Origin of the sequence: Vibrio sp. Vb0888 (assembly GCF_033338835.1) — a bacterium.
GTDB lineage: Bacteria > Pseudomonadota > Gammaproteobacteria > Enterobacterales > Vibrionaceae > Vibrio > Vibrio alginolyticus.
In genome coordinates, this window is sequence record NZ_JAWOTL010000013.1 from 15,020 (window position 1) to 41,338 (window position 26,319).

The 26,319-nt window shown below is 40.6% G+C and carries 22 protein-coding genes; 11 read left to right on the forward strand and 11 right to left on the reverse strand.

Going from position 1 to position 26,319, the window contains the following annotated elements; all coding sequences use genetic code 11:
* Nucleotides 1-137: 137 nt before the first annotated feature.
* Nucleotides 138-1,049: a GlxA family transcriptional regulator gene (locus R7P72_RS17140; RefSeq protein ID WP_005377334.1), complete on the reverse strand. Its 912-nt coding sequence runs from the start codon at nt 1,047-1,049 to the stop codon at nt 138-140.
* A gap of 114 nt (nt 1,050-1,163) precedes the next feature.
* Here R7P72_RS17140 and R7P72_RS17145 point away from each other — a divergent pair, with 114 nt between their 5' ends.
* Both R7P72_RS17145 and R7P72_RS17150 read left to right on the forward strand, forming a co-directional pair.
* On the forward strand, nt 1,164-1,682 hold the full coding sequence (locus R7P72_RS17145; protein WP_033906138.1) for a cysteine hydrolase family protein: 519 nt from the start codon (nt 1,164-1,166) through the stop codon (nt 1,680-1,682).
* Nucleotides 1,683-1,802: 120 nt separating this feature from the next.
* On the forward strand, nt 1,803-2,564 hold the full coding sequence (locus R7P72_RS17150; protein ID WP_086046774.1) for a transporter substrate-binding domain-containing protein: 762 nt from the start codon (nt 1,803-1,805) through the stop codon (nt 2,562-2,564).
* Between the two features lie 98 nt (nt 2,565-2,662).
* Here the strand turns inward: R7P72_RS17150 and R7P72_RS17155 are convergent, their stop codons facing one another.
* Nucleotides 2,663-3,736 carry a permease gene (locus tag R7P72_RS17155; protein WP_240354742.1) on the reverse strand — a complete coding sequence of 358 codons (1,074 nt, stop codon included), beginning with the start codon at nt 3,734-3,736 and terminating at the stop codon, nt 2,663-2,665.
* A gap of 346 nt (nt 3,737-4,082) precedes the next feature.
* Between R7P72_RS17155 and R7P72_RS17160 the strand changes: the two genes are divergently transcribed.
* Nucleotides 4,083-5,075 (forward strand): zinc-binding dehydrogenase, encoded by a 993-nt coding sequence (locus R7P72_RS17160; RefSeq protein WP_017635220.1) that lies wholly within the window; start codon nt 4,083-4,085, stop codon nt 5,073-5,075.
* Between the two features lie 151 nt (nt 5,076-5,226).
* Here R7P72_RS17160 and R7P72_RS17165 read toward each other — a convergent pair whose 3' ends face one another.
* The 4 genes from R7P72_RS17165 to R7P72_RS17180 all read right to left on the reverse strand — a co-directional run bounded on the left by R7P72_RS17165 (nt 5,227) and on the right by R7P72_RS17180 (nt 9,026).
* Nucleotides 5,227-6,129, reverse strand: coding sequence for a homocysteine S-methyltransferase family protein (locus tag R7P72_RS17165; RefSeq protein ID WP_213907336.1), 903 nt, complete (start codon nt 6,127-6,129; stop codon nt 5,227-5,229).
* A gap of 276 nt (nt 6,130-6,405) precedes the next feature.
* Nucleotides 6,406-7,140: an amino acid ABC transporter ATP-binding protein gene (locus R7P72_RS17170; RefSeq protein WP_005377326.1), complete on the reverse strand. Its 735-nt coding sequence runs from the start codon at nt 7,138-7,140 to the stop codon at nt 6,406-6,408.
* A gap of 14 nt (nt 7,141-7,154) precedes the next feature.
* Nucleotides 7,155-8,102 (reverse strand): amino acid ABC transporter permease, encoded by a 948-nt coding sequence (locus R7P72_RS17175; RefSeq protein ID WP_005377325.1) that lies wholly within the window; start codon nt 8,100-8,102, stop codon nt 7,155-7,157.
* Nucleotides 8,103-8,237: 135 nt separating this feature from the next.
* On the reverse strand, nt 8,238-9,026 hold the full coding sequence (locus R7P72_RS17180; RefSeq protein WP_005377324.1) for a transporter substrate-binding domain-containing protein: 789 nt from the start codon (nt 9,024-9,026) through the stop codon (nt 8,238-8,240).
* 461 nt (nt 9,027-9,487) lie between these two features.
* Here R7P72_RS17180 and R7P72_RS17185 point away from each other — a divergent pair, with 461 nt between their 5' ends.
* Nucleotides 9,488-9,832, forward strand: coding sequence for a DUF3316 domain-containing protein (locus R7P72_RS17185; RefSeq protein ID WP_005377323.1), 345 nt, complete (start codon nt 9,488-9,490; stop codon nt 9,830-9,832).
* A 604-nt stretch (nt 9,833-10,436) separates the two neighbouring features.
* Here the strand turns inward: R7P72_RS17185 and R7P72_RS17190 are convergent.
* Both R7P72_RS17190 and R7P72_RS17195 read right to left on the reverse strand, forming a co-directional pair.
* Nucleotides 10,437-11,411 (reverse strand): porin, encoded by a 975-nt coding sequence (locus R7P72_RS17190; protein ID WP_005377322.1) that lies wholly within the window; start codon nt 11,409-11,411, stop codon nt 10,437-10,439.
* A gap of 140 nt (nt 11,412-11,551) precedes the next feature.
* Entirely contained in the window at nt 11,552-12,475 is a 924-nt protein-coding gene (locus tag R7P72_RS17195) for a LysR family transcriptional regulator (protein ID WP_005377321.1), read from the reverse strand.
* 378 nt (nt 12,476-12,853) lie between these two features.
* Here R7P72_RS17195 and R7P72_RS17200 point away from each other — a divergent pair, with 378 nt between their 5' ends.
* From R7P72_RS17200 to R7P72_RS17210, 3 genes are all read left to right on the forward strand, one after another.
* Nucleotides 12,854-14,023 (forward strand): efflux RND transporter periplasmic adaptor subunit, encoded by a 1,170-nt coding sequence (locus R7P72_RS17200; RefSeq protein ID WP_005377315.1) that lies wholly within the window; start codon nt 12,854-12,856, stop codon nt 14,021-14,023.
* 12 nt (nt 14,024-14,035) lie between these two features.
* The gene (locus R7P72_RS17205; protein ID WP_005377311.1) at nt 14,036-17,176 is read left to right on the forward strand and encodes an efflux RND transporter permease subunit; all 3,141 of its coding nucleotides are present in this window, start codon (nt 14,036-14,038) and stop codon (nt 17,174-17,176) included.
* A gap of 145 nt (nt 17,177-17,321) precedes the next feature.
* On the forward strand, nt 17,322-18,251 hold the full coding sequence (locus tag R7P72_RS17210) for a LysR family transcriptional regulator (RefSeq protein WP_005377305.1): 930 nt from the start codon (nt 17,322-17,324) through the stop codon (nt 18,249-18,251).
* A gap of 1,227 nt (nt 18,252-19,478) precedes the next feature.
* Here R7P72_RS17210 and R7P72_RS17215 read toward each other — a convergent pair.
* Nucleotides 19,479-20,378 (reverse strand): LysR family transcriptional regulator, encoded by a 900-nt coding sequence (locus R7P72_RS17215; protein WP_005388203.1) that lies wholly within the window; start codon nt 20,376-20,378, stop codon nt 19,479-19,481.
* A 112-nt stretch (nt 20,379-20,490) separates the two neighbouring features.
* Here R7P72_RS17215 and eamB point away from each other — a divergent pair, with 112 nt between their 5' ends.
* The 3 genes from eamB (at nt 20,491) to queC (ending at nt 22,446) form a co-directional block, all read left to right on the forward strand.
* The gene (eamB, locus tag R7P72_RS17220) at nt 20,491-21,075 is read left to right on the forward strand and encodes a cysteine/O-acetylserine transporter (protein WP_047102681.1); all 585 of its coding nucleotides are present in this window, start codon (nt 20,491-20,493) and stop codon (nt 21,073-21,075) included.
* A 308-nt stretch (nt 21,076-21,383) separates the two neighbouring features.
* A complete protein-coding gene (locus tag R7P72_RS17225) occupies nt 21,384-21,722 on the forward strand; it encodes a helix-turn-helix domain-containing protein (RefSeq protein WP_005388200.1) in 339 nt (112 codons plus the stop codon).
* A gap of 67 nt (nt 21,723-21,789) precedes the next feature.
* Nucleotides 21,790-22,446 (forward strand): 7-cyano-7-deazaguanine synthase QueC, encoded by a 657-nt coding sequence (gene queC, locus R7P72_RS17230; RefSeq protein ID WP_005377298.1) that lies wholly within the window; start codon nt 21,790-21,792, stop codon nt 22,444-22,446.
* A gap of 309 nt (nt 22,447-22,755) precedes the next feature.
* Here the strand turns inward: queC and queE are convergent, their stop codons facing one another.
* The gene (queE, locus tag R7P72_RS17235) at nt 22,756-23,406 is read right to left on the reverse strand and encodes a 7-carboxy-7-deazaguanine synthase QueE (protein ID WP_031777254.1); all 651 of its coding nucleotides are present in this window, start codon (nt 23,404-23,406) and stop codon (nt 22,756-22,758) included.
* Nucleotides 23,407-23,622: 216 nt separating this feature from the next.
* Between queE and R7P72_RS17240 the strand changes: the two genes are divergently transcribed.
* Complete coding sequence (locus R7P72_RS17240) at nt 23,623-24,432, forward strand: Cof-type HAD-IIB family hydrolase (RefSeq protein ID WP_086046778.1); 810 nt, start codon at nt 23,623-23,625, stop codon at nt 24,430-24,432.
* Nucleotides 24,433-24,592: 160 nt separating this feature from the next.
* Here the strand turns inward: R7P72_RS17240 and R7P72_RS17245 are convergent, their stop codons facing one another.
* Nucleotides 24,593-26,038, reverse strand: a complete 1,446-nt coding sequence (locus R7P72_RS17245) for a bifunctional NUDIX hydrolase/phosphatase PAP2 family protein (RefSeq protein ID WP_053304405.1) — start codon at nt 26,036-26,038, stop codon at nt 24,593-24,595.
* Nucleotides 26,039-26,319: the final 281 nt, after the last annotated feature.

Here is a 26,319-nt window from a genome sequence, read left to right on the forward strand (position 1 = left end):
TTCTCAATACTTAGAAGATCGCTACGGTTGGCTTAGCTTGTTATCCCTTTTCATCACGCTAAGCCAGCTTGTAAAAATATGTGTGTTTGCTTCTGAGTTATAAATGTTTAATACCAACATTATCTTACTTCTGGCGTTCATGAACAGAACCGAGATCTGAACGACTTCGGTGTTAAACCTACGATCCTATTAAATATTTTCCTGAACGCGCTCACATCTTGGTAACCCACTCTAAATGATATTGCGTCAAATGTTAGGGTTGTCGACTCAAGTAAATCACAAGCTTTTTGTACTCTTAAGCTTTGTATGTATTGGTTAACATTGAAACCTGTCGCCTTTTTAAAGCGTCGCTGCAATGTCCTTTCTGTTAAACAACTCAACTCTGCAAGCTCTTTATTGCTCAGTTTTCCTTGATAATGATCGTTTATATAGTGCTGTATTTGAACAATTACCTCATCACCATGTTGGAAGTTTGGAGTAAACTGTTGATAAAAGCGTTGCTCTCTCGGACCAGTATCAATAACCAACATTTTTCCTAACAGGCGCATTACTGCCGGTGACGCAAATAAGGAAACCAACTCCAAACCTAAATCCAACCATGACATCATACCCCCAGCCGTAATGATCGTTCCTTCGTTAATAAGGATGGCTTCTTGTCTTACGTGGATATCGGGAAACTGACTCGCTAATGAAGGAGCCAAGCCCCAGTGTGTCGTACAAGACTTATTGGTCAACAACTGGGTTTGAGCAAGAATAAAAGTACCAGCGCAGGCGGAGGCTAAAATCGCACCTTTACTATATTGGACTTTTAACCAGTCGAGTAGCTCTGGCTCTGGTTCTAAGTAATATTGACCAGTGCCGCTAGGCGGAATCATTACCGCTGTTTTCACATCGAAGTGCGTGTTTGACCAGTGATCCAATATCTCTACTTCAAAGTGTACATCAACGCCCAATTTAGCCGCCGCACGGTTTGCCATCTCGAAGAGTTCGCTTAAACCATATACGGAGGCTTGCGAGCTATCTGGGTAATTAACGAGTGCTATTTTCATTTATCTTCAAGTGTCGCTTTTTGACTCTTTTGTGTCATTTTAGACTCTAAAGAAGGTGGCTAAAAGTCTTTATATTATTCGTACCGCAATGATCCTCAATAAAAGGAAAAGAAAATGACTCAAAAAGCCCTACTTGTAATTGATTTGCAAAACGACTATTTCCCGGAAGGAAAGTTTCCTTTATGGAATACAGAATCGACTTTAGACAATGTTAAGAGAGCAATAACTAAAGCCAATGAGCAAGACATTCCTGTGATTCATATTCAGCATATTGCCGACCCTGCCATGGGTATTGCCCCATTCTTCAATGAAGGCAGCGACGGTGCCAATATTCACCCAGAAGTTCTTGCTTTAGCGCCGAATTCCGAAATCGTGGTAAAGCACTTCGCAGATAGCTTTGAAGGAACACGTTTAGAAGAAGTATTGGCAAGCAAAAATGTAACGGAGTTACTTGTATGCGGAATGATGACACAAAACTGCGTGACACATACTGCTATTTCAAAATCTGCGGACAAGTATGATGTTTCGATCTTAATGGATAGCTGTACCACGGTCGATGAAATGATTCACAACATTGCACTTCACGCTGTCTCAACGAGAGTTCCCCTCGTAACTATTGAAGATAAGCTGTAATACACGCAAAACCTTTCGCTCACACAATGCGGGCGAAAGGTCACACATATATGCACTTCCATTGATATTTGCTTACTTTGTGTTAAACATTGGTTTCCAAATAGTTACAAGGAAACGTTTATGAAATGGATAGTCGTATTGTTTATTAGCTTATTTTCAGTTTTCAGCCATGCGAAAGAGTGGAAACAAATTCGCTTCACTGTTGAAGGGGCTTACCCCCCATTTAGCTGGACGACAAAAGAGGGAAAGCTAGAAGGGTTTGAAGTCGACCTCGCTAACGCGTTATGCAAAGAGTTAGAAGTAAAGTGCGTTATCTCAAAAATGGATTGGGATGGCATCATCCCTTCTCTCCTTAGTCGCAAGAACGATGCGATTATTGCTGCAATGACAATCACAGAAGAACGAGAAAAGAAAGTCGATTTCACCGTCCCTTATGCAAAAGTACCGACTCGTTTTGTAATGAAAAATGATAGAGAAATCAACATGGATGACGGCAGCCTAAATCGTTTATCTATTGGAGTTCAAAGAGCCACAATTGGTGATAAGTACCTTTCTGCCTTGTATCCAGATATTGATATTCGTCGTTATGGTACGTTCGATGAGGCATTTACCGATCTACTCAATGGACGGTTAGATGCTGTATTTGGCGGCTCAATCGGTTTAAGTGCTGGTTTTCTTGAAACTGCACAAGGTAAAGGCTATCACTTTACTGGACCAGCGTTTACAGAGGAAAAGTGGTTCGGCCGTGGCATTGGCGTAGCAGTGAGAAAACAAGACAAAGAATTAAAAGCATTACTCGATAGCGGAATACAAAAATTGATCCAGAGCGGTAAGCATAAAACCATCGCCAGCAAGTATTTCTCCTATAGTATTTACGAGTAACCTCGTTATTTTTTTATAGTCTGCGCGGTATAGGAAACTTCCCTTTCCCTATATGGCGACAAAAACAGAGCCCTCGAGCAATCGCCCGAGGGTTATTTTTATAAAAAAGCCCAGCTATATAAGTAACCCGCTCCCATGGCCATCGTTAAGATAACGATTAGGAAGGCAGCGATCATTTGGTTCTTAAAAATTGATTTCAACAAAATCACTTCTGTAAGACTTGCGCCAGCACTACCAATAATAAGCGCCATAACAGATCCAAGAGCCATACCTTTTTGTACTAGTGCCGCGCTAAGTGGAATGACCGCCTCTGCACGGATGTACAATGGAATACCAATGATTGCTGCGACCGGAATCGCGTACCACTTCGCTTCACCAGCGAACTCCGCAATGAACTCCGTCGGGATGAAGCCATAGATAAATGAACCAATCGCAATGCCCATCATGAGATAAGGGAACACTTGCTTAAAGTCTTTCCAAGTTGATTGCCAAATACGTGCCCAGCGGCTAGGTTCTTTCTCTTCCAAGACTGTCGCTGTTGCACTACCGTCTGATGAGCAGCAAGACACTTCCACTTTAGGTTCAGGTTTTGGTGCATCACCACAACAAGATGTTTTCGCCGCAACTGGCGTAGGTTCATTGCAGGCGCTGGTACCACAGATTGATGCTGGTCTCGCTTCTTCTTTTTTCTTGCTTGAATCGCCACAAGAAGTACCGCACGAAGAAGAACCTACCGCTTGATATGCTTCTGGTTTGACGTAACGTTCAAACCCTAGTTTTTCAAGTACATAGCCTGCTACCACTGATACTGACATCGCGATAGCAAAGTAAAATACCGCAACTTTCCAACCAAAAGTCACCACAAATAAGCCAATAATCACTGGGTTAAGCAACGGGCTTGCAAATAGGAACACCATCATAGGTCCAAAACCTGCTCTTGCACGCAACAAGCCTTTTAAGAAAGGAATGGTCGAACACGAACAGAAAGGCGTAATCGAACCTAGCAACGCAGCAATGAAGTAACCTTTACCCTTTTTCGAGCTGAGAATAGATTGAATTTTTTCTGGCGTTAGAAAATCTTGCAACACACCGACAATGTAGCTAATTGCCAGAAATAAGATGATAAGTTCGGTTGCTAGAAACGCAAACATATCCAGCGCTTCTTTAGCCATAGTTATAATTTCTGTATTCACATTTACTCTCCTCGTCATTTTTCGCTAACAAGCTTACCTGATAGACAAACCTTTATTTCGACACTTCTGGAAGTATAGAATCATAAAACAAAAGATCAACAAAATATTTCCATAAAAATGGAATAATAAAACTAGTCAATACTTATCATAAAGTTACATGTCGTTAGCTATGCAGACTGGTTGTCGATGATAATTTCAGAGCATCTCGAATCCTTTTTATCAAACATAACCTAAAATTATCAAAATAAGAAAAAACCATAATTATTTCAGCAGCACCCTCTGAGTTAGTATGACTTTCGACCATTCTTAATAATAAGGAAAACCTATGAGAGCGATAACTTACCAACGAGATAACGATACTTTCTCTTTATCCGAATTACCTACACCAAAACTAGAAACCCAATTTGATGTATTGGTTAAAGTTAACGCTGTTGGTTTGAACCCTGTCGATGCAAAAATTCATTATTGGTCAGACATGGTCACTAACATGGATAACAATTTTGTTGGCGGGTTAGACGTATCAGGAGAAATAGTCTCTGTAGGCGATGCGGTCGTTGATTGGAAGGTTGGCGATAAAGTGTTGTATCACGGAAACATGAGGCGCCATCACGGTGGATTCGCTGAATTTGCTATCCATGATTCAAGAACGCTCATAAAGCACCCTCAGGTTCCGGTTGAAGTGGCAGCATCTACACCTTGCGCAGCCTGGACCGCATATCGCGCTTTGGTAGACAAGCTCGATATTTCAAATCGAAGCAGCATTTTTATCGCCGGAGGTGCTGGCGGCGTTGGAAGCTTTGCTATTCAGTTAGCAAAGACATTTGGTGTTGAACAGATCATTGCTACTAGTTCAGAAGCTAATCACGCATATTTGTCCTCGTTAGGAGCAACCCATATGATTGATTATCATCATGAAGATGTAGTTCAGCGAGTAATGGACATTACCGGAAATCATGGCGTTGAGGTTGCACTCGATTGTGTAGGCGGTGATAACGACCGAATTGCAGCCTCGGTGTTAACCTTTGAGGGCGAAATGGTGGAGCTCGTCAAGACTGTCGACCCTTCTCAATATCCAGATGCCTTCTTAAAAGGCTTGGGCTTCCACCAAATAAGTTTGGGCTCTGGTCATGTCTTTGGCGAGAGAGGGTTTGCAAGTATCGTTAATGCCGGAAAGGAAGTGTCTGAGCTATTAGAAAATGGAGAATTGGAAGTACCGAAACTGAAGATCATCGGCTTAGAAGATGTAGGTAACGCACTCTTGGACATGCGAAATCAGAGAACAGTTGGAAAGATTGTCGTTAATCTGAACCAAAAATAATTAATAAAAATCTCGAGGCAAACTGGCAAGGTAATGAATGAGCAAGTTAAAGCATCTTGTTACTTTGCCAGATATGAAAGGCCTTTATTTTATCTATAACGATGAATAAAAAACAAAATCTCTTGTCATACTTCCCTGCGCTTCACCAAAATTAGGCGTTTTCGAGAGTGTCTCTCCAAGTCGCTAGCAATTTAATATGACGTGGTTCAATCCCACAGCAACCACCAATAATGCTTGCTCCCTGCGCATGCCACTTTTTAGCATACTCAAGATATTCAGTCGGAGAGAAATGACGAACTTCCTGAATGGTCTCGTTGGCTTGGTGCGCTTGCTTTATCGGAGCAAAGCTATTTGCGAAAACACCTATCGTCAATTCTCTACCTGACTCACTCAATACTGCTTGTGTATCAATGATCGCTTGCTCGACAACTTCAGGAATAGAGCAATTGAAAAAGATACCTGAAACATTTGTTTTCAACAGCGTATTAACCGCGACTTTAAGAGATTCCCCTGAGCGAAGGCGAGGCAAAGAGTTAGGCTCATCCATTAAGGTGAAAGCAAGATAATTGGGCTTATATGTTTTGGCTAAAATTATTGATAGAACTTCAACTTCAGCAAGGCTAGACACGGTCTCAGCTAACCAAATATCAACATATTGATCTTGAGCTTCAAATAACTCAGAAGCCACTTCCAGTGCCCTTTTCGGCTCGAATAATTCAGGCCTGTAAGACCCCATGACAGGAGGAAGAGACCCCGCAACGAGCACTCTATCGTTAGAGCTGGTGACTACATCTCTGGCAATTTTGGCTGCAGATTTTGCTAACTCAATCCCTCGCTTTGCATAGAGTTCCTCTCCTAAGTGAAATGGAACACATGCATAACTGTTGACAGTGACAATCTCTGCGCCAGCGTCTATGAAATTCTCATGGGCCATTTTTACATATTGTGGTGATTCAATTAGCGCTTGTGCACTCCAAAGCGGCTGAGAAAAAGGGGCGCCAATACGTTTTAACTCTCGCCCCATGCCACCATCTAAAATTGTTACTTTCTTCATTTAGACATCCATACCGCCAAACATCCATAAGCTCTATTCAAACACAATTTTTATCAATTCAAAATGAAATTGTTATGTTTAAAGTGAACAAAAACTTAATGGCTGATTAAACACTCTAGTATTTACCAGACCTTTCATTCGGACCAAGATAATGTTATCGCCATTAACTTCGAGTAAAAAGCCCATTATCTATGTCTCTCGGCGAGGCGGGCGTTACGAGCCACAATAGTGCATGAAGTGATTGAGGGACTAACCCTCAATCAAATTTTCTTTTTATTATAAGACCTTAGATAAAAACTTCTGTAATCTAGGATTGGAGGGGTTATCAAAAAATCGCTCAGGAGAGTCAGAAACCAAAAGCTCACCATCTTCCATAAACAACACCCTATCAGCGACCTCTTTTGCGAAACCCATTTCATGAGTAACCACGACCATGGTCATTCCGTCCTTGGCCAAATCTTTCATCACATCAAGAACTTCTCCAACCATTTCAGGGTCTAGTGCTGATGTGGGTTCATCAAACAACATAATGTTGGGCTTCATTGCTAACGCACGAGCGATTGCAACGCGCTGCTGCTGTCCACCCGATAAATGATTAGGATAATTATCCATTCTCTCCGACAGACCGACTTTATAAAGCAAATCTTTTGCTTCTTTCTTCACCGATTCAGGGTCACGTTTAGAAACCTTTAAAGGTGCTAACATGACGTTCTCTATCGCCGTTTTATGTGGAAAAAGGTTGAAGCCTTGAAATACCATGCCCACATCAGCGCGTAGTTTATTGATATCCGTGGATTTGTGGTACATATCGATACCATCTACGATTATAGACCCACTATTTATTGTCTCTAATTGATTGATCGTCCGTAAGAATGTTGACTTACCAGAACCTGACGGTCCTACGATTACAATCACTTCCCCTTTTTCTACATTTACCGATACGTCCTTGAGCGCATGGCAGCCATTAGGGTAAATTTTATTAATTGTTTTTGCTGAAATAATGTATTCCATTAATGACTCCACCATTAATCACTTGCTGCCAATTTCTTTTCTAACGTTTGTATTGCCCAAGATAAGGTACTAGTTAGAAGCAAATAAAGGGCCGCAACGGTAAACCAAACTTCAAATGGGGCAAAACTACCACTTACGACTTCCCTGCCCGCTTTTGTCAGATCAGTAATCGAAATCACGGAGACAAGTGAGGAATCTTTTATCAGGTTGATAAACTGCCCGGCTAAGGGAGGTAATGTCTGCTTAAACGCTTGAGGTAAAATGACATAAATCATCGCTTTGGGATAATTCATTCCTAGTGAACGCGCCGCTTCCATTTGTCCTCTTGGGATTGACTGGATTCCTGACCGCACAATTTCTGCGACATAAGCGGCGGTAAACACGGAGAGCGCTATCACTCCCGCAGTAAAACGCTCAAGGTCAAGCACAGTACCAATAAAGAAGTAAACGATAAAAATCTGTACTAAAAGAGGCGTTCCACGAATGACCTCGACATACACAAGCGCCAGCTTTTTTAATGCCGGATTGCTGGATATACGCATTAGTCCGACAACTAAGCCCAACGCTAGAGCAATGATAAGTGACCAGAGCGAGATTTTAATGGTCGTCACAACACCATCTAAAATTGGGCCAGAGCGCCACTCTTTTATAGTTGCTAAGGTATCTCCTTCAAAAATAAGATCACCTTCATAGACGTCCACAGACTTATATTGGCTTAGTTCAAGAACAATATCACCATGAATACTCTCCAGAGCCAGTTGGTTATTCTCGTCGAGAATGATGTTCCCATCGACAGGCGCGGTAATGGATGAAGCAGCGTTAGTGGCAATATAAGGAAGGACACGCTCCCAATTCCAGCTGTAATCGATTCGCTTACCTGACAGATAGACAAGACCGCAAATTGATAGCAAAACAAGAACAAAAACAGCGTTCCACAATAGGGATTTAAAGTTATTTTGCATGTGATTCCGAGAATGACTTTGATTAAAGTTGGTTGGGTATTTGAATAAAGAAAAGCGTTAGCTTCACAGCGCGAACCGTTTGGTTGGCGATGAACCAAGCCAGAAGCTAGCCGCTCCTCTACAATAACAATATGATTACTTAACTTGCTTTAACCATTTATCGTCGTTAAACCACTTATCGTAAATACGATCGTAAGTTCCATCGCCCTTAATTTGACGTAAATAGTTGTTTAAGAAGTTAAGCGTATCTGGATTTCCTTGCGGCACAGCCCAACCCAAAGGCTCGTAAGTAAACGGTTTAGCCAAGTGCATTAACTGCCCTTTGTTTTCCGCCACATAAATAGAGTTGTAAGGAAAGTCATAAACAAACGCATCTACCTTTCCGTTGGCAACCTCAAGTACCGCTTCAGACTGAGTTTCGTATAGATTTATCTTAGCTTTCGGAAGGTATCGTTTTACCGCTTGCTCACCCGTTGTCCCAAGCTTAGTTGCAACAACATATTCTGGACTATTGAGATCTCGGTAACTAGACACTTTACCTTCATGTTTGAGATCTACGAGAATGGATTGACCAATAACCACATAGGGATCAGCGAAATTCACCTGAGTATTTCGCATAGGTGTGATAGTCATCCCGCCCATAATCATGTGACACTTACCAGTCAACAGTGTTGGGATAATGCCATCCCATGAAGTGTTTACCGGCACAAACTTAACATCCATGGCACGCGCCATTTGCTTACCCAAATCGATATCAAACCCGATGTACTGCCCATTTTTTGCTGTCATTTCAAAAGGCATATACCCAGAATCAAAACAGACTTTTAGCTCCCCTGTACTTTTGATGTCGTCTAAAATTGGGTCTGCATTAACCGTCGTCGAAACAGCTAACCCCAGTGCAGCAAAACACAATAACTTTTTCATGGATATTCCTTTATCATTTGTTGTAAAGTTTTTTTATACACGACAATAGAATAAAAAACCACAAATAATGACTTTTTAATCACTAGAATTTGTAGAATCGTCACTAAGACGGAAGATCTGAATGAAAATCTATACCAAGCCATTGCAATTGAATTGCATGCATTAAGTGATTGAGCTGTAGGCAGGTCACTATAACGACAAGAAACATACGCTTTGACTGAATAGTCAGCGTTTCCGAGAGTGGTTTAATTATTAACGAAACCATACAGATATTCGCTTTTCCACATTGACCGTAATGTCAAAAGTGCTTGAGTTTTATTGTTGACAATTCTTCCATAGTCAATGGCCACAAATGTGATGTACAGCACATTTCTATAGTGGCACTATCACCTTTGTCGAGAGATATTAACAAGGATTCGTTGGACATCTTGACTTTGTAATACAAATAAAAAGGTGACTATATGAAAAAACTAATGACGCTCTCATCACTATTATTATTCAGTTTATCTGCTACTGCTGGTATTCATGTCGAACACTCTACAAACAAAGTTGTTCTCAATGACTTTACGACAAAAGATGCCGCTTATAGCTCTGCGTTTGATCTTGTCGATGAATACCAAACGCTATCAAAACATGAACTTAGAAATCGTCTAAACATCATTGGAAGCGGTTTCCCTCGTGATATTGCAATCGATGATAGTAAGGTGAGAGTTGAAGAATACGCACTTAACCGTGATGAAGTTAAATATCGTGCAATCATAAACTTCGATTATCACTTCAGAACAAGTGACGGCGGTAAAAACTAAAAAATCATCTGCACCTTTACTTTCTTAGAGTCCTTCCTATTTTAAGAAAGTAAAGGTGTCTAATCATATTGAAACGACTGCTTTTCATAAATCGCTCTCTCCTTACATAAACAGTATCAATCCCTACCTCTATCGTTTACATAAAAATAATTTTTCCAATCTTCATTGAGATACATTTCGTCGTTTGGCGCTTTATCATTCACTTGGTTCGCCATATGGATTCCACATCACTTAAATGAAAAAGACCCTTGAAATTGAGTTCACTTTTTTATGACGATTAACTCAACCTAAGATTGACAATTTTCGTTATATTTTTCTCGTTTATAGCAATATATAAAAAAACTCTTTTTGTTTTAATTAACCATAAGACGTAAAAAAAGGCAACAAGATACTTCTTGTTGCCAAAGAAAAAATCATCATTCAAAAAATATGAAAATGAAAACTAGCAGTGGACTAGCTAACAAAACAATTATATTCAAAACACTTAAACAAGTAACGATCAATATAATCCATTATATATGGACGAAAGTCAGCACTTATGAACTTACACCGATAAATAAAAAAGCCTGAAAATAGTTTCAGGCTTTTTAGCTTTATTAATTTTTTAGAATGAATATCTCGCAGCTATTGCAAGAATATCGTCTTCATTGTCTACATCTGTAATTCTGTATTCTGCTAGTGCTTTAAAATTAGAAGTCAAATCGTACTCTGCACCTAGTGAGTAGTAATCGACGACATCTTCATCATCACGCTCTAGATTGTTATAGCCAACTAGTGCCCAAAGCTTATCTGTTACTTCATAAGTGGCAACTGCTTCAATACCGGTGTAATCAATATTACTTTCAGAACCATCTTTAGCCCAGTTTTCACCATCACTGTATAAAACAGAGGCATAAAACTTGTCGTATTCAAATGCAATAGCACCCGTTAGCAGCTCTGCATCTTCTGCACCCGATTGCCCTTCACCTTCGTTGTAACCAAGCGCAACTTTGAAGCCATATGGCAACTTGTAGTCCGCCGCCGCACCATAAGAGGCTGCATCTGTTGACACTTCATCGTTTTCAGCCTGATAGCTAACATGAATATTCAAACCTTCATAGCTTGTCGTTAGCTTAAATACTGAATCGGAGCGACCGGTACCATATAGATCCGCACTTACGCCAGCAGCTTCATTACCAAACTCCGGGAAAATATCCGTGTAGTCAGATACTAAAGTGACCGCACCGTATTGACGTCCATAACTTACTGTTCCGTAATCTGCACCAACTCCTACATAGCCTTTTCGGATATCAAATTCATCATCTTCAATCCCATCAGCATCTCTGCGATTAGACTTAAATTCCAACTCATATAAGCCGAAGGCATAAAGATCTTCATTTATTTTAGACTCACCTGAAAGTCCTACACGAATGTAGCTATTATCTCCGTCTGCATTTTTATCATCAGAGAAATAATACATCCCTTGCGCTCGGCCATGAATATTTAATACTGATTCTTGATCTTCATAAACTACGGCTGAATTTGCAGCACTTGCAGAAAAAAGTGCTGCGATTGCGATCGACGTTCTTGTCATTTTCATTTAATTACCACTACTTGTGTTGTTTGAATCGAGTGAAATTATGAACAGTGGCAATTATTTTTAAAGTGCAAATTCAACCATATTCTATGGATAAATATAAACAAGCCCTCAATCTAAAACATTATGTCCTAGTACTCATATTAGTTGAGATAATCCATCCAAACAGGAGGCGTCCCTATTATTTTTTGAACAGTATCAATGAACAGTTTGGCTAATGGTTGTTGATTTCGGTGAGTATACATTGCATATATTTCCCCTATCGCGGGAAGATTATAATCAGGAAGCAACTGTACAAGATCTTGTTTACTCAAACTCTCCTGAAGAAAGAACTGCCCTATTAAAGCATACCCTAGATCAGATTTTACGGCATCGAGCATTAACTCAGTTTCATTCACGAAGTACTGCCCATTGATATTATACGTTCTAACGTCGCTTGATGACTGGCTTGGCGCTATACGTAGCTTATCTGCCTTAAAGTTAGCATTAGAGTATATTACTGCTGGCATTTTTATAAGCTCTTCTGGAGAGCTCGGGGTTCCATACTTGTCAATAAAACTCTTCGATGCAACCAGTGCCATATTATTGCTTGCCAACTTACGTACTATCATATTGGACTCTCGGATTGGTCCGATACGAAACACAACGTCAAAACCTTCGTGGATAACATCGACTCGATTATCATCGAGCAGCAGCTCTACAGTAATGTTTGGGTACTGTTTTATAAACTCTTTAACTGCCTGATTTAAGTAAGCTCTGCCAAAGAAAGTGGAGCTTGATATTTTCAGGTTACCCTTCGGTTCATCCTGAAATGTAGCAGCAATACTACGAGTTTCAGTTAGAACCTCTCTTACTTTCTTAGCTTGCGCCACCATCTCAACACCAGCATTGGTCAGGGATAGCGAACGCGTGGAACGGTTTAACAGCCGTAAGCCCAATTCATCCTCTAGCTTTTTGATCTGTTTTGACAAAGCTGAACGATCTATATGATTTCTGTCAGCAGCTTTAGCAAAAGTTCCGTATTCAGAGACATCCAGTAGTAATTCAAGTTGGCTTGCGAGATCCACTGCACAATTCCTTATTTAGTTTTTATTCTTTATGTGATGGGAAATGGATTTTACAAAATTAATTTCAATTTTTTATGGTTCAAATTGCATCAGTGAATTGCAAATAATGCACGAATTAAAAACGCTTTAATTTTCGTCGCTATCTTTAGCTTCTGTTTAGTTATTCCCATCTATTATGGCTTATTACATTTAACAATACTCCACGTCTTTAAAACCCTAAACTGACCTTTTTCAAACCAAAATGCGAGCATTTTGACCAATATTTAATCGTGCATTTTTATCACTACTCTATGTTCGCTGAGGGCCTATTTACCCATAGGTACAATGAATACAATGCCGTTCCTTTTAGTATGAACAGAATCATTTAGGGCGCGACAAATGTTAAAGAAAGTTTTCGGCATTGGCCTTTTATCCGTTTTAGCTGCTTGTGCAGACGAAGAGATAACCAAACAACCTAATACTCCCTTACCTACGATAGACGTTTCCAAAGTCATCTATGAGCCGGTTCAATCGTGGTTCACCTTTACAACAAGGCTTCAAGCCCCAGAGAAAGTTTCTTTAATGCCACGCGTTTCCGGAGTTATTGAAACGGTAGAATTCAAAGACGGACAGAGTGTCAACAAAGGTGACTTACTCGTCACTCTTGATGATCGAACCTTCAAAGCTCAGGTCTCACGACTTGAAGCGCAAGTTAAGAGTGCTCGAGCTGCGCTAGAGCAAGCAGCAAACGAACAAAAGAGAGCCGCCCAACTGGTTAAGCGAAAAGCCATCTCAGCGGAACAAGCAGAGGCCCGAGATACCGCAGTAAAACAACGCTCTGCAGAACTAATGGCTTTGCGTGCTCAGTTAGAATCCGCAAAGTTAGATCTTGAGTTTACGAAGATATATGCCCCTATTAGCGGCACTATTTCAAGAGCATTCATTACTAAAGGAAACAATGTAAACGCAAATCAAAGCGTTATATCAAACATTGTCTCTAACGATCAGGTATATGCATACTTTGATGTCGATGAGCGAACTTGGAACCGTTACTTCTCGACAATCAATGCCGACTCTAACTTACCTACTCGTCTTGAACTATCTGGACAAAATGGGCAGGTGTTTTTTGGACGCGTTGACTTTGTCGACAACTCCATCAACGAAAACACCGGTACTTTGCAGGTTCGAGCGGTATTCGATGCAACAAAATCAAACTTAAAAGTGGGATCGTTTGGCCGAGTTCAGATATCAACAACCAAACCAGTTGAACGAGTTCTCGTTCCAGAGCGTTCTATTGGCACAGATCTAGAAAACCGCTTTGTATTAACACTCAATGAAGAGAATACGTTGCAATACAGCATCGTAACCTTAGGCGAACGTTACGGAACATTTCGTGCTATCGAGAATGGCTTGAACGCCGACTCAATTATTGCGGTAAATGGCCCAGCAAAAGTTGGCCCAAATAGCAAAGTCAAACCAAAAAATGTCACGCTAGATATTAGCAATACTTCATTGATTATGGCTTCAAACTCAACATCGTTGCCAAACAAACGTTTAGCTCAAGACTAAGAAGACAACCGAATGAAATTTGCACACTTTTTTATTCAAAGACCCATATTTGCCTCTATGTTATCGCTATTGATATTAATAGTAGGCGCAATTTCACTTTTACAGTTGCCTGTGAGTGAATATCCAGAGGTTGTCCCTCCTACAGTAGTAGTTACAGCAAACTATCCTGGTGCGAACCCAAAAGTAATCGCAGAAACAGTTGCTACGCCTCTGGAGCAAGAAATTAATGGTACAGAAAACATGTTATATATGTTTTCGCAGGCAACCAGTGACGGCAGAATGACATTGACCGTAACCTTTGCTTTGGGTACGGACTTGGACAAAGCTCAGGTTCAAATTCAAAACCGCGTCACTACAGCTTTGCCCCGATTACCAGAAGCCGTCCAACGGTTAGGAGTTGTTGCCGAAAAAGCCTCTCCTGATCTCACCATGGTTGTGCATATATATTCTCCAGATTCTAGCCGTGAAGTCAGTTATTTAGCTAACTACGCTAATTTAAACTTGAAAGATGAGATAGCTCGGCTCGGAGGCGTTGGTGATGTGCGCCTTTTCGGTGGTGACGAGTACTCAATGCGCTTGTGGTTAAATCCAGATGAGCTCGCTTCTAGAAATCTAACCGTAATGGACGTTGTCTCCGCCGTCCGATCTCAAAACCAACAGGTGGCAGCAGGCTCATTAGGTGCGCAACCAGCCGCTAATGAAAACCAATTCCAAGTTTTGTTGAACGTAAAAGGCCGCTTGGAGAATATTGATGAATTCAACGACATTGTAGTAAAAGTTGACGAAACAGGGGCTTTGACACGTCTTAAAGACGTTGCACGCGTAGAGCTAGGTCAAAACTCTTATGCACTGCGCGCCTTGTTAAATGGTAAACCAGCGGTGGCGATGCCCGTATTCCAGCGCCCTGGTGCTAATGCTATTGAGCTATCTAATCAGGTTCGTTCAACCATGGACCGTTTACAAGCAGCCTTTCCAGCTGGAGTTTCATATGAAATAGCCTACGACCCGACCGTCTTTGTTCGTGGATCGATAGACGCGGTGGTTCATACTCTGCTAGAGGCAATTGTACTTGTTGTTGTCGTAGTCATTTTGTTTTTGCAAACATGGCGCGCGTCTATCATCCCTATCATTGCGGTGCCTGTTTCATTAATCGGTACGTTCGCCGTAATGCAAATGCTTGGAGTATCGATTAACACGCTTTCGTTGTTTGGGCTTGTTCTCGCCATAGGCATCGTCGTCGATGACGCCATTGTCGTCGTCGAAAACGTGGAACGGAACATCCATAATGGTCTTGCACCACTAGAAGCAACGAAACAAGCAATGACCGAAGTTACCGGGCCAATTATTGCAATTGCTTTAGTGTTATGTGCGGTGTTCATCCCGACGACCTTTATTACAGGGTTATCCGGTCAGTTTTATAAGCAGTTCGCACTAACAATTACGATCTCGACGATTATTTCAGCAATTAACTCGTTGACGTTATCGCCTGCTTTATCAGCACTGCTATTACAAGATAAGAACGCAAAACCCGATCGGCTAACCAAGCTATTGGATGCGGTTTTTGGTAAGTATGTTTTTGCGCCATTCAATAGAATTTTTGAGTACAGCTCGAACCAATATCAAGCTCTGGTCAAGAAGCTGATTCGCTTTAGCCTTGTTGTTGTGGTGGTATACATTGCGTTACTCGGGGGAACGGTTTCTCTATTCAAAGCGGTTCCTGGAGGATTCATTCCTCAACAAGATAAGCAGTATTTAGTTGCGATCGCCCAACTTCCAGATGCAGCAAGTTTAGATAGAACAGAGTCCGTTATTAAAGAAATGGAAAACCTCGCGCTGGCAACACCTGGCGTAGCACAAACCATTTCTTTCCCAGGCTTATCGGTCAATGGTTTTACTAACAGTCCGAATAGTGGCATCGTTTTTGTTACGCTTGAGGACTTCGATAAACGAAATGATCCAACTCTCGGCGCAAATGCGATTGTTGCATCTTTAAATAAGAGCTTTTCAATTATTGATGAAGCCTTCGTTGCGATTTTTCCACCACCACCAATCCAAGGACTTGGATCTACTGGCGGCTTTAAGCTTCAAATCGAAGACCGTGCGAACAAGGGGTTTGATGAGCTCTTCAAGCAATTGAACTTGGTAATAAGTGAGGCATCAACAAGACCCGAGCTGATGGGATTATATTCTACATTTCGCATACAAGTGCCGCAGATGGACATCCAAATAGATCGTGAACAAGCGATGCTGCAAGGTGTTCCTCTAGAGCAGGTTTTTGATGCGCTTCAAGTTTATTTAGGATCATTATACGTCAATGACTTCAATATGTTTGGTAGAACATACAAAGTGAATGCCCAGGCAGACATGAACTATCGTCTCGAACCTGACCAAATACTTAACTACAAAGTAAGAAATGCTGCCGGACAAATGGTTCCTCTCGGCGCTGTACTGGAGATCATACCCACGATTGGGCCTGACCGCGTGATGCACTATAACGGCTACCCTAGTGCAGAACTAAACGGCAGTCCTGCTTTTGGTTACAGCTCTGACCAAGCCCAAACGGCTATTGAGGAAGTACTGGATCAAAACCTAGCAGAGGGAATGGTTTATGAATGGACTGATGTAACCTACCAGCAGATTTTGGCTGGTAACACGATGGTGTATATATTCCCACTTGTTGTTTTGTTAGTTTTCATGGTGCTAGCTTCGCAGTACGAGAGTTTAAAACTGCCATTCGCTATCATTTTGATCGTTCCTATGACCATTTTTTCTGCACTAGCAGGTGTTTGGTTCATTGGTGGTGACAACAATATATTCACACAAATTGCTTTGATTGTCCTTGTGGCTCTAGCGTGTAAAAATGCCATCTTGATGGTGGAGTTCGCTAAAGAACTTAAAGACAATGGCCAAGATACCTTATCAGCGATTTTGGAAGCATGTCGTTTACGTCTTCGACCGATTCTAATGACATCAATTGCATTTACCGCTGGTGTTATTCCATTAATGATTGGTACAGGGGCCGGAGCGGAAATGCGACAAGCAATGGGTATTGCCGTATTCTCGGGTATGGTAGGCGTAACGGTATTTGGATTACTACTCACACCTGTTTTTTACATGTTAGTGAGTCGAAACAAAAAACGTCAAACACTATAACCATAATATAAATACTCATTTAAATTCATACTAAAGGGAGCTATTGCTCCCTTTTCTTTTGGTTATTAAGTATATTAATAATTTCTAGACAGAGCAGCAGTTATACATGAAACTAATACGCTAATATCTAACTTGGATAAACATTGTGGATTTAGCAAATAAACTACACCTGCTTTTAGAAGTCTCTAAAGCTGGATCTTTTGCAAAAGCAGCAGATGGGATGAATATCGACCGCTCTGTTTTATCTAAACACATCAAGCAGTTAGAAGAGCACTTAGGCGTTAGGCTATTAAACAGAACAACTCGCTCTCTTTCATTAACACAAGTCGGCAAGCAAATAGTTGAAAAAGCAGACCAAATATCTCAACTCCTTGATGATACTCAACAAATAGCGGAGAACTTTCAGACTGAGCCTTCAGGGAAAGTACGAATTTCAAGCTCAACATTATTTGGAAAACTCTATCTACAACCTTCGATAGAGAAGTTTTTACATAAGTACCCAAAAGCAAGTGTTGAACTAATGCTAGATGATCTTCATGTAGACGTGATTAGAAGTAATTTTGATATTGCTTTTCGAATCGGACCTATGAGGGATTCATCAATGGTAGCAAGAAAATTAGCAAAAAATACGACTGCAATCATTGCTTCTCGAAATTTAATTGAAAAACATGGTAACCCAGAAACGCCTGATGAGTTAGTTAAGCTACCTTTTATTATTTATTCAAATGGTAATTTTATTGTCGATAAACTTAAATTCTACGACAAAGCAAAATCAGATGGTTTAGATACATACCCAATATCAGGGTCATACATGGTAAATGAAGCTGAGCTAATAATTGAAAGCGTAAAGTCAGGTCTGGGCGCTGCACTTATAGGTCAATTTATGCTTCCTAACAACCTAGAGTCTTCTAATTTAGTTCAACTTTTACCAGAATATGAAACTCAAGATTTTGGTGATATTTATGCCATGTACTCACACCGTCAGCAATCACCATTGGTTAGGGCATTCATTGATATCGTTCAAGAAGAAGTTGGCATACCACCAATATGGGAAAAGCATTTCAATAAAAGCTAGTTGATTCTATTTAATCAAAATTAACAGAAAATCAAATAAAATCAATAATTTAAAACAGAAATGTTTAAGATCCATCGAAGTTTAATGTTAGGTGAATTAAGTTCCATTCTAAATGGCGCTTAATTCACTAAATATAAAAAATTCTTGATTTATAATACTAACAAATCCATCACCTATACAAGTTACGATGTATATTAAAGAAAAACACACCTCGGTCACTAGTTTGTTAGTATATAAAATATCTTATCTTATTTTTTTGGTTATTTATACGTTAGCAACGATTTATTTTAGCGTAAAAATGGACAAAAGCACATCGGAGAACTCTCTTATAGAAATGACTCAAATAGCATTTGTGCTTTTTTCATCGTTAATGTGTTTGTATAAATCTAAGGAATATCTTGAACTCAAACACATATTAGTAATAATGTCTTCATTTTTTATGGTTATATTCGTTAGAGAAATGGACTACCACATAGAGCAGTATTTCCCTCACGGTTCATGGAAGTACCCTGCTTGGATTATAATAGTCTCGGTCTGTTATTTTTGTTTTAATAACATAGTTAACATAAAAAATGAGGTCAAACTTTTCATTTCTCATTCTAGCTTCACGACATTAACGATTGGCTTTTTTATTGTTTTCTTATTCTCACGATTTGCAGGGTATGGTGATTTTTGGGTCGAGTTCATGGGGAACTCATACAATAGAGACGTGAAAAACTTGGTCGAAGAAAGCTTAGAGTTACTAGGTTACGCGATACTTTTAAACGGTGTTTTACTTATTAAAGTAGAAAACCACTAAGTATAAACAAAAGTTCAGAGCTTGTAGTTCAAGCTTTGAACTTTTTTGGGTTAAAAAAAAGCAGCAAATATAATTTGCTGCAAATGATGAAAAAAACAATATGCGTAAGTTAACTTCCTAGCAATGGATGCGTTAACGAGTTAATAATAACGAACCGTAACAATTAAGTCTCGTTGAAAATAATCCATAAAGAATGGCATTTATTACACTGTTAATTATGTAACCTTATCTAATCTAGTTATCACACGCCGTCGTTTTGATATCTTATCTCTTTCCGTCAATAAATAGCTCTTCACATCAGATCCCATTTATCATCCCACAACAGTCGAATTCACAAAAAAGCAAAAAAAATCAATAAATTAGAAGTGGTCACTTAAAAAATAAAAAGGAGTAAAAACGAAACTATGTCAGATAGAACATATTAAAGATCACCGACTCTGAGTAGAAAACCGTTCATACTCGTTACGCATACAATCAATAAAGACTTCCATCGCCGGCGTCACACACTTCCCAGCATGATAAGCGCAGAGTGGCTTGATCATCTGTGAAAATTCGGTGAACTCAAGCTCTTGTAAACTGCCCTCTTGCAACTCTTTTTCAACCGTAAAACGAGGTAAGTAAGAGATACCAATATTACTCTCAACGCAATTTTTGATCGTATTAATACTGCTAAGTTCGATCATGTTGTCGATGCTAATATCACGCTCTTGAATAATGCTCTCAAACATCTGTCGAAAAAGGCACTTAGGGCCATTGCTTATAAACCCTAAATCAATATGTTGCTCTCTCTTCTTTAAATCTAGCCCTTTTAAAAGCGGTGAAGCAACCAATACCAGTGGCTCCTGCTCAAACTCGTGGACCTTGAGCGTATCGTCATTACCTACTCGATAAAACACACCTAAATCAGCTTTATCCGCTATCAACTCATCTCGAATCTGATAGCAATTTTGTGATTGCAGAGAGAGTCGGACATTGGGCGCTCTGATCCTGAACTCTTTTAAAACATTAGCCATCTTATAAGCAAGTTGAGTCTCAGCAATCAGCACTTTCAATTCACCGGTCGGCTCCGAGTTTTCTTGCTGTGCTGTTCCCTCAATATTTTCCATCACTCGCGCCAGTTCATAGACGTAAGGCAGTATCTTTTCTCCTGCTTGAGTCAAAACCATCTTACGCCCTATTTTTTCGAACAGCTGCAAAGACAGATCTTGTTCCAACTGCTTGATTTGAAAGGTGACGGTTGATTGCGTGCAATAAAGCTTCTGTGACGCTTTTAGAAACGATCCTTCTTCAACAATAGCTTTAAAAGTAAGAAAGCGTTTTAGATTCATGACTAGACTCCACAACCAACAGTTCAATAAATTAAAAGTCTAAGTTTTAATTTATTCAATTTTTTAATCAATTGTAGCGAAGTATAGTGCAGTAAAAACAGGAGAGATAGAGATGACCGCCATCTACACCGCATTTTTTACTTACGTAATCATTACTTCAATTACACCAGGGCCAAACAACATTTTATCGCTCAGCATCGCGACGCAATATGGACTAAAACGCTCAACAAAAGTGATTTCGGGGATGTTTTGTGGCTATGTTGTTTTGATGCTACTTTGTGGCGCTTTCACGTATAACATGATCAGCCTCTTGCCCGTGATTACACCTTGGCTAACATGGATTGGAGCAGCTTATATTGTTTGGTTGGCTTGGGGGCTTGCTACGAGTGAGATCAAAACTTCACCGGATAATTCTAAAGGTATCAGTTTCTTAACAGGTTTCGGTTTGCAGTTCGTTAATGTGAAAATCATTCTTTATGGAATTACCTCTATTTCTACGTTCGTACTGCCCCACACTCAGAATATCTACTGGATCTTAGCGACTAGCCTCATTCTTGCTTTGATCGCACTTCTTAGCAACGTAGTTTGGGCCGTTGCAGGAAAGCTACTTCAATCGCAATTCCAGAGATATGGTAAAGTCATCAATATGAGCTTAGCAGCAGCTCTGATCTATTGTGCGACACAGTTATTTACTTAAGTATATAGTTGATCATCAAGAACAATATTGCTCTTCAACTTAGACGACTACGTTTATGTGAAGAGCAAATTCTGCTCCACAAATCGCTGCGGTTTCTCGTGCCCTTACTCGCTCCTCCCACTCCTTCATACGGCAGTTTTTGAAGAAGTAGATTCAACGTCACTTAATCAACCTAAAGATACGAAATCTTGTTTAGTTATACAGACACGGCCTTGGCGACCTCGGCAATAACTAAGCATTACTTAGTATACACAAATCAGAAAAACTAAGATAATCTTAGTCATCCTAGTCCTTCGTATGAACTTTAAGTGTTGTTTAATAACCCACTCCCAGCCCGCCTTAAGCATGCGCGTAAACAAGCGAATCTGTCCCAAAAAGCACTGGGCATCCGTATCGGCATGGATGATAGTTCTGCAAGTGCAAGGATGAATCAATACGAAAGGGAGCGCCATACTCCCGACGTAAAAACGCTCAAACTTATCGCAGATGAGCTAAACGTGCCTCTAAACTATTTTTTTTGTGAAGATGAAATCACCGCTGAACTTGCTGTGAATCTCCACAAGCTGTCAAATGATGACAAGCAAAGAGTGCTTGAGAGCACAGCCCAGCTGATTGCAGACGCAATCGCCACGAAGTCGAGTACGTAATTGGGATTAAACGCCTAAGAATACGTATCAATACCAAAGAATCAAAGAGCATAACTAAGGGTTCAACATGGCTACAACAAAAGCACTTGTGGTTTTTTCCGGTGGGCAGGACTCTACGACCTGCTTAATCGATGCATTAAATACATATGATGAAGTTCATGCTATAACGTTTGATTATGGCCAGCGTCATTCAGATGAAATAGATATCGCTATCGAATTAGGTAAGCAACTTAACATCAAAAGCCACAAAGTCCTGGATGTAAAATCAATTAATGAGTTAGCGATAAGCTCGCTGACAAGAGACAACATTCCGGTATCTAATGACTTAAGCGACGCTAACGTACCCAATACATTCGTTCCAGGGAGAAACATTCTCTTTCTTACTTACGCATGTATCCATGCTTACCAGCTTGGCATTCAAGACATCATTACGGGAGTTTGCGAAACAGACTTTAGTGGTTACCCTGACTGCCGAGACAACTTTATTCGCTCTCTAAATCTCTCTTGCAATTTAGGTATGGATAAAGCCTTCAATATTAAGACTCCTTTAATGTGGCTTACTAAAGCCGAGACCTGGGCTCTAGCTGATAAGCATAATATGTTGGAGTTTGTCCAAAACAATACTTTAACATGTTACAACGGAATCGTTGGTAAAGGCTGTGGTGAATGCCCAGCGTGCCTACTGCGACAAAGCGGCTTAGAAGAATACTTAGCGAGCAAATAGTCTTTGTTAGCGGTAATAGCGGTGGATAAAACCTTTTGCGTTAGCTTCTAAACGTTTTATCTCAGCGTGAAACTCCAGCCAACAGAGCTTCATTTTGATGCCGCCAGATTGGTGGCATCAATTAAATGCGAAACGATTGTCGAACCAAAGATAGCACCACACCACAACAGCCAACACTGCTTGGCTTTTACAACGCTATAAATTGTTTAGATATATCGACAATGTTTCGATAGCAAAGCTACCAACGGCATTACTCGCGAAACCGGAATTAGATAGAAAAGCTACCTCGAATGATGACGAGTCTCTCGTCTAAGCAATACTCAAATATTTATGAGTTTGAACAGACAAACGCCAATTGCGGGCAATGCACGTATCAATACACAATTGCGTAGCACGAGGCTTCTGGCTAATTGGTTGTAGTGCAATGATAGTCTCAGCCGCTACGTTCGCATTTGCTAAAAGGTCATCAAGGTGGTCGATGTCTTTCTGGGTGCCGACTGGATGCTTAATCTCATTTGCTCGCTCTAACGCGCTATTAAGCACTGGCAATTTACCTTTCATTGCCACTTTTGGTGACACTGTCACCCACGTATTTTCTGAAGTAATCACTTCTGATGTGCCACTGGTTTCAATTTGGCATTGGCACCCCATATCTTCAAACGCCTTTGTTAAAGGGCGCAGATCATAAATACAAGGCTCTCCACCAGTAATCACGATATGCTTAGCATTAAAGCCTTGCTGTTGGTATTGCTCTACGATGTTCTCGGCAGATGCAACACACCAAGTCGGAGAGTCTTCCGTTTTCACCAGAATATCGCCTATTTGACGTTGATCATTCTCATCTGCATACCACGTCTGTTTGGTATCGCACCATGAGCAACCAACCGGACACTCTTGAAGCCGAACAAAAACAGCAGGGACTCCAGTGAAAATCCCTTCCCCTTGGATGGTTTCAAACATCTCATTTAGCTTATACAACGTAGAACTCACTCAACTCATAACATTTCAAGGCGAAGACCATAATGGACACGCGTGTCTAGGTCAATTTAAACCAAAAATTAATTGTTAAAATAGACCATTTTGTAGTTTCATAGCGTAATGAATGCAGGTTTCTGGTTAACGTTAAACCAAGCCTTTTTCACTGACAGATCCTAAAAAACTTTAAGGTAAGAAATGATGTATAAACTGATCGCACTAGATATGGATGGCACGCTACTCAATAGTGATAAAGCCATTTCTGAAGAAAACAAACAAGCGATCGCAAAAGCTCGAGAAGCAGGCGTTACTGTCGTTCTCGCTTCTGGTCGCCCATTAGAAGGAATGCAAGACAAGCTCGACGAACTGAATATCCATTCCGATCGAGATTTTGTTCTTTACTACAACGGTTCGATGGTCAAGAACGTAGGCACAAACGACATCGTCCACCAGCAAATCATAGATGGTAAAGCTGCAAAATTGGTGGCGCGAAAAGCCGAAGAGCTAGGTGCGTACGTCCATGCTTTTAGTCAAGTTCATGGTTTAATCACCAACGAACACAACCCTTACACCGATATTGAAGCAAAGATAAATGGCTTAAATGTCACCGAGATGAACTTCGAATCACTAGAAGACGATCATCCAATCATCAAAGCTATGATGGTTGCAGAGCCAAGCAAACTAACAGAAGTTATAGCAGCACTGCCAGCTGAAATGCGCGAAGCGTTTACGGTTGTTCAAAGCGCTCCGTTTTTCCTTGAGTTTCTTAACCCTGCGAGCAACAAAGGTATTGGTGTTGCCGCAATTGCCGAGTATCTGGGAATTAAACCGGAAGAAGTTATCTGTATGGGTGACGCAGAAAATGACCACCACATGCTGAAATACGCTGGCCTTGGTATCGCGATGGCAAATGCAATGGAAGAAACCAAGCAAATCGCTGACTACATTACGGCAAGTAATGATGAGCACGGTGTCGCTAAAGCTATAGAAAAGTTCGTGCTCAATGCATAGCCCTTTCCGCCATGTCTGTTGCGTTAAGCTTCTTACGTTTAACACCCCTAGCCGTCCAAGATAGGCAAGCGGCGTTGTTCGTGGACTAAACGTGTAAAAGCCTTGCTGTAATGCAAGGCTTTGTTTTTACTCAAATACTAATAGATAACAAATACAGCCATCAATCTAGCAACGTTTTGCTCGGTTGGTTTTCACAAGTCAGCTTCCTTGCAAGCAGCATAAATAACAACATTAATAATGGATAATGTAACGTCGACAAGACTAATGACCACAAACCGCTAAACGATACGATATTAGCCGAGTACAAATAGAGTTGATCAACAAGCAACAATGCCAGCGTTACAAAGATCATCTGCCGAGTATCTAAATGTGCTTTCGACTCTTTAAATGTCATGACCAACGCTGATGCAGTGATTAAAATTGCTAGCCAGCGACCAAACACAGGTAATGGCCAGATGACGGAGATGACCGCTGTTGCCGCAGTCATAACGAACCAGACGCCTTTTGAGCTTAGAACTTGATCAACGTTCACATCTTGATTTGTCTCCAGTCGAAGAACATGCCAAGCCACCAAGCTGCCTAACAGCGCGCCAAATAACATATCTAAAATAAAGGCACTGCCGAGGAAAAACTTACCTAACACCACAGTAAGAGTGATGAACACGAAGACTGCCGTTGTTCCATTCAAACCAAAATACTGGGTTCTATGAAACAAGAACGTCAGCACACAAAACCACACAGCGATAGGCAAGCTAGGAAAACTAAAGCCAAAGCTGTGCGTTAACTCCATCATTGGTATATAGACATGTGGGCGCGGTAGCGAAAAGCCTTGTTGAGCGACAAGCACCATAAGCGACGTTGCACTAATTGCGAAAAAGAGTCGGTACACAAACCGGCTACCAAAGCGCATCATGGCAAAAGGAAATAGAAAGAGTAGTACCGTTGGTTCTGTCAGATCTATAACGAGTTTCGAGATCTGACTAGCTACCTCGTAACTCGTTTCTGACAACGCCCCTACCCAACTCTGTAAATCTATCAGCCACGCCAATTCAACCTGACGAAATGAAGGCGCGGATTCGATCAGCTGAGTAACATAAGATACTGATTGCTTGGTAGCTTGATCAAAAAACTGAGTGACTTGTGGCCATTGCTCAGGATAACGATACAAAGATGATGGTAATTCAGATGGGCTAAGCAGCATCGCTGACGCAACTTCTACTCCATAATGAGGGGCAAACCAAATAGGCAGTTCATTTCCACCTAAAGAATTATTCATAGAAAAAGCGATAATGTCAGAGTCTGATATACAGTCGTAAAAAACTGCAGTGTCCGTTCTGCCAAGCTCCTCTCCAACCGTAACCACTATACCGGTTTCTTCCCACGTTTCTCGTTGAGCAGCAACTTGTGGAGACTCACCATCAATGATGGTTCCGCCAGGTAGAGAAATCTTATCCGTTAATACTTCATGAACTAGCACTAACTTGTCATCAGCGCGAACAATACAGAGCGCTCCTTTAACTTCGCTCGCAGTGGCTTTAGCCGTAGAGATCGGTGAAACAGGTAACAAAATAAAACAAAGGATGAGTAATAACAGCTGTCTCAACACAAAATATGACCTTAAATAAACATAATGATAACCAATGAATCATGGCAGTTAATCTTATCTTTTTCGACAAAAATTAAGTAACGAGTTATGCCAAACTGAGTTGATCGCGTAAAACCTGAACTCAACGCTCACTGGAGAATAATTTAATGCAAACCTGACAAAAATCAGACAAAACATAAAATGTTGATCGCAATTCTGCCAGTTATATAAAGATAACGTCAGGACAAAGTCATACACATTTTGTGGGTTCTCATAGTTGACACAATAAAAAAGGGCTTATT

Coding starts and splice junctions, on each gene's coding strand:
- R7P72_RS17215 (WP_005388203.1), bottom strand. CDS start 20,378: ATGAATCTAAAACGCTTTCTTACTTTTAAAGCTATTGTTGAAGAAGGA.
- R7P72_RS17175 (WP_005377325.1), bottom strand. CDS start 8,102: ATGCAAAATAACTTTAAATCCCTATTGTGGAACGCTGTTTTTGTTCTT.
- R7P72_RS17190 (WP_005377322.1), bottom strand. CDS start 11,411: ATGAAAATGACAAGAACGTCGATCGCAATCGCAGCACTTTTTTCTGCA.
- R7P72_RS17160 (WP_017635220.1), top strand. CDS start 4,083: ATGAGAGCGATAACTTACCAACGAGATAACGATACTTTCTCTTTATCC.
- R7P72_RS17145 (WP_033906138.1), top strand. CDS start 1,164: ATGACTCAAAAAGCCCTACTTGTAATTGATTTGCAAAACGACTATTTC.
- R7P72_RS17200 (WP_005377315.1), top strand. CDS start 12,854: ATGTTAAAGAAAGTTTTCGGCATTGGCCTTTTATCCGTTTTAGCTGCT.
- R7P72_RS17140 (WP_005377334.1), bottom strand. CDS start 1,049: ATGAAAATAGCACTCGTTAATTACCCAGATAGCTCGCAAGCCTCCGTA.
- R7P72_RS17180 (WP_005377324.1), bottom strand. CDS start 9,026: ATGAAAAAGTTATTGTGTTTTGCTGCACTGGGGTTAGCTGTTTCGACG.
- R7P72_RS17185 (WP_005377323.1), top strand. CDS start 9,488: ATGAAAAAACTAATGACGCTCTCATCACTATTATTATTCAGTTTATCT.
- R7P72_RS17240 (WP_086046778.1), top strand. CDS start 23,623: ATGTATAAACTGATCGCACTAGATATGGATGGCACGCTACTCAATAGT.
- R7P72_RS17150 (WP_086046774.1), top strand. CDS start 1,803: ATGAAATGGATAGTCGTATTGTTTATTAGCTTATTTTCAGTTTTCAGC.
- R7P72_RS17170 (WP_005377326.1), bottom strand. CDS start 7,140: ATGGAATACATTATTTCAGCAAAAACAATTAATAAAATTTACCCTAAT.
- queE (WP_031777254.1), bottom strand. CDS start 23,406: ATGTTTGAAACCATCCAAGGGGAAGGGATTTTCACTGGAGTCCCTGCT.
- queC (WP_005377298.1), top strand. CDS start 21,790: ATGGCTACAACAAAAGCACTTGTGGTTTTTTCCGGTGGGCAGGACTCT.
- R7P72_RS17155 (WP_240354742.1), bottom strand. CDS start 3,736: ATGGCTAAAGAAGCGCTGGATATGTTTGCGTTTCTAGCAACCGAACTT.
- eamB (WP_047102681.1), top strand. CDS start 20,491: ATGACCGCCATCTACACCGCATTTTTTACTTACGTAATCATTACTTCA.
- R7P72_RS17205 (WP_005377311.1), top strand. CDS start 14,036: ATGAAATTTGCACACTTTTTTATTCAAAGACCCATATTTGCCTCTATG.
- R7P72_RS17165 (WP_213907336.1), bottom strand. CDS start 6,129: ATGAAGAAAGTAACAATTTTAGATGGTGGCATGGGGCGAGAGTTAAAA.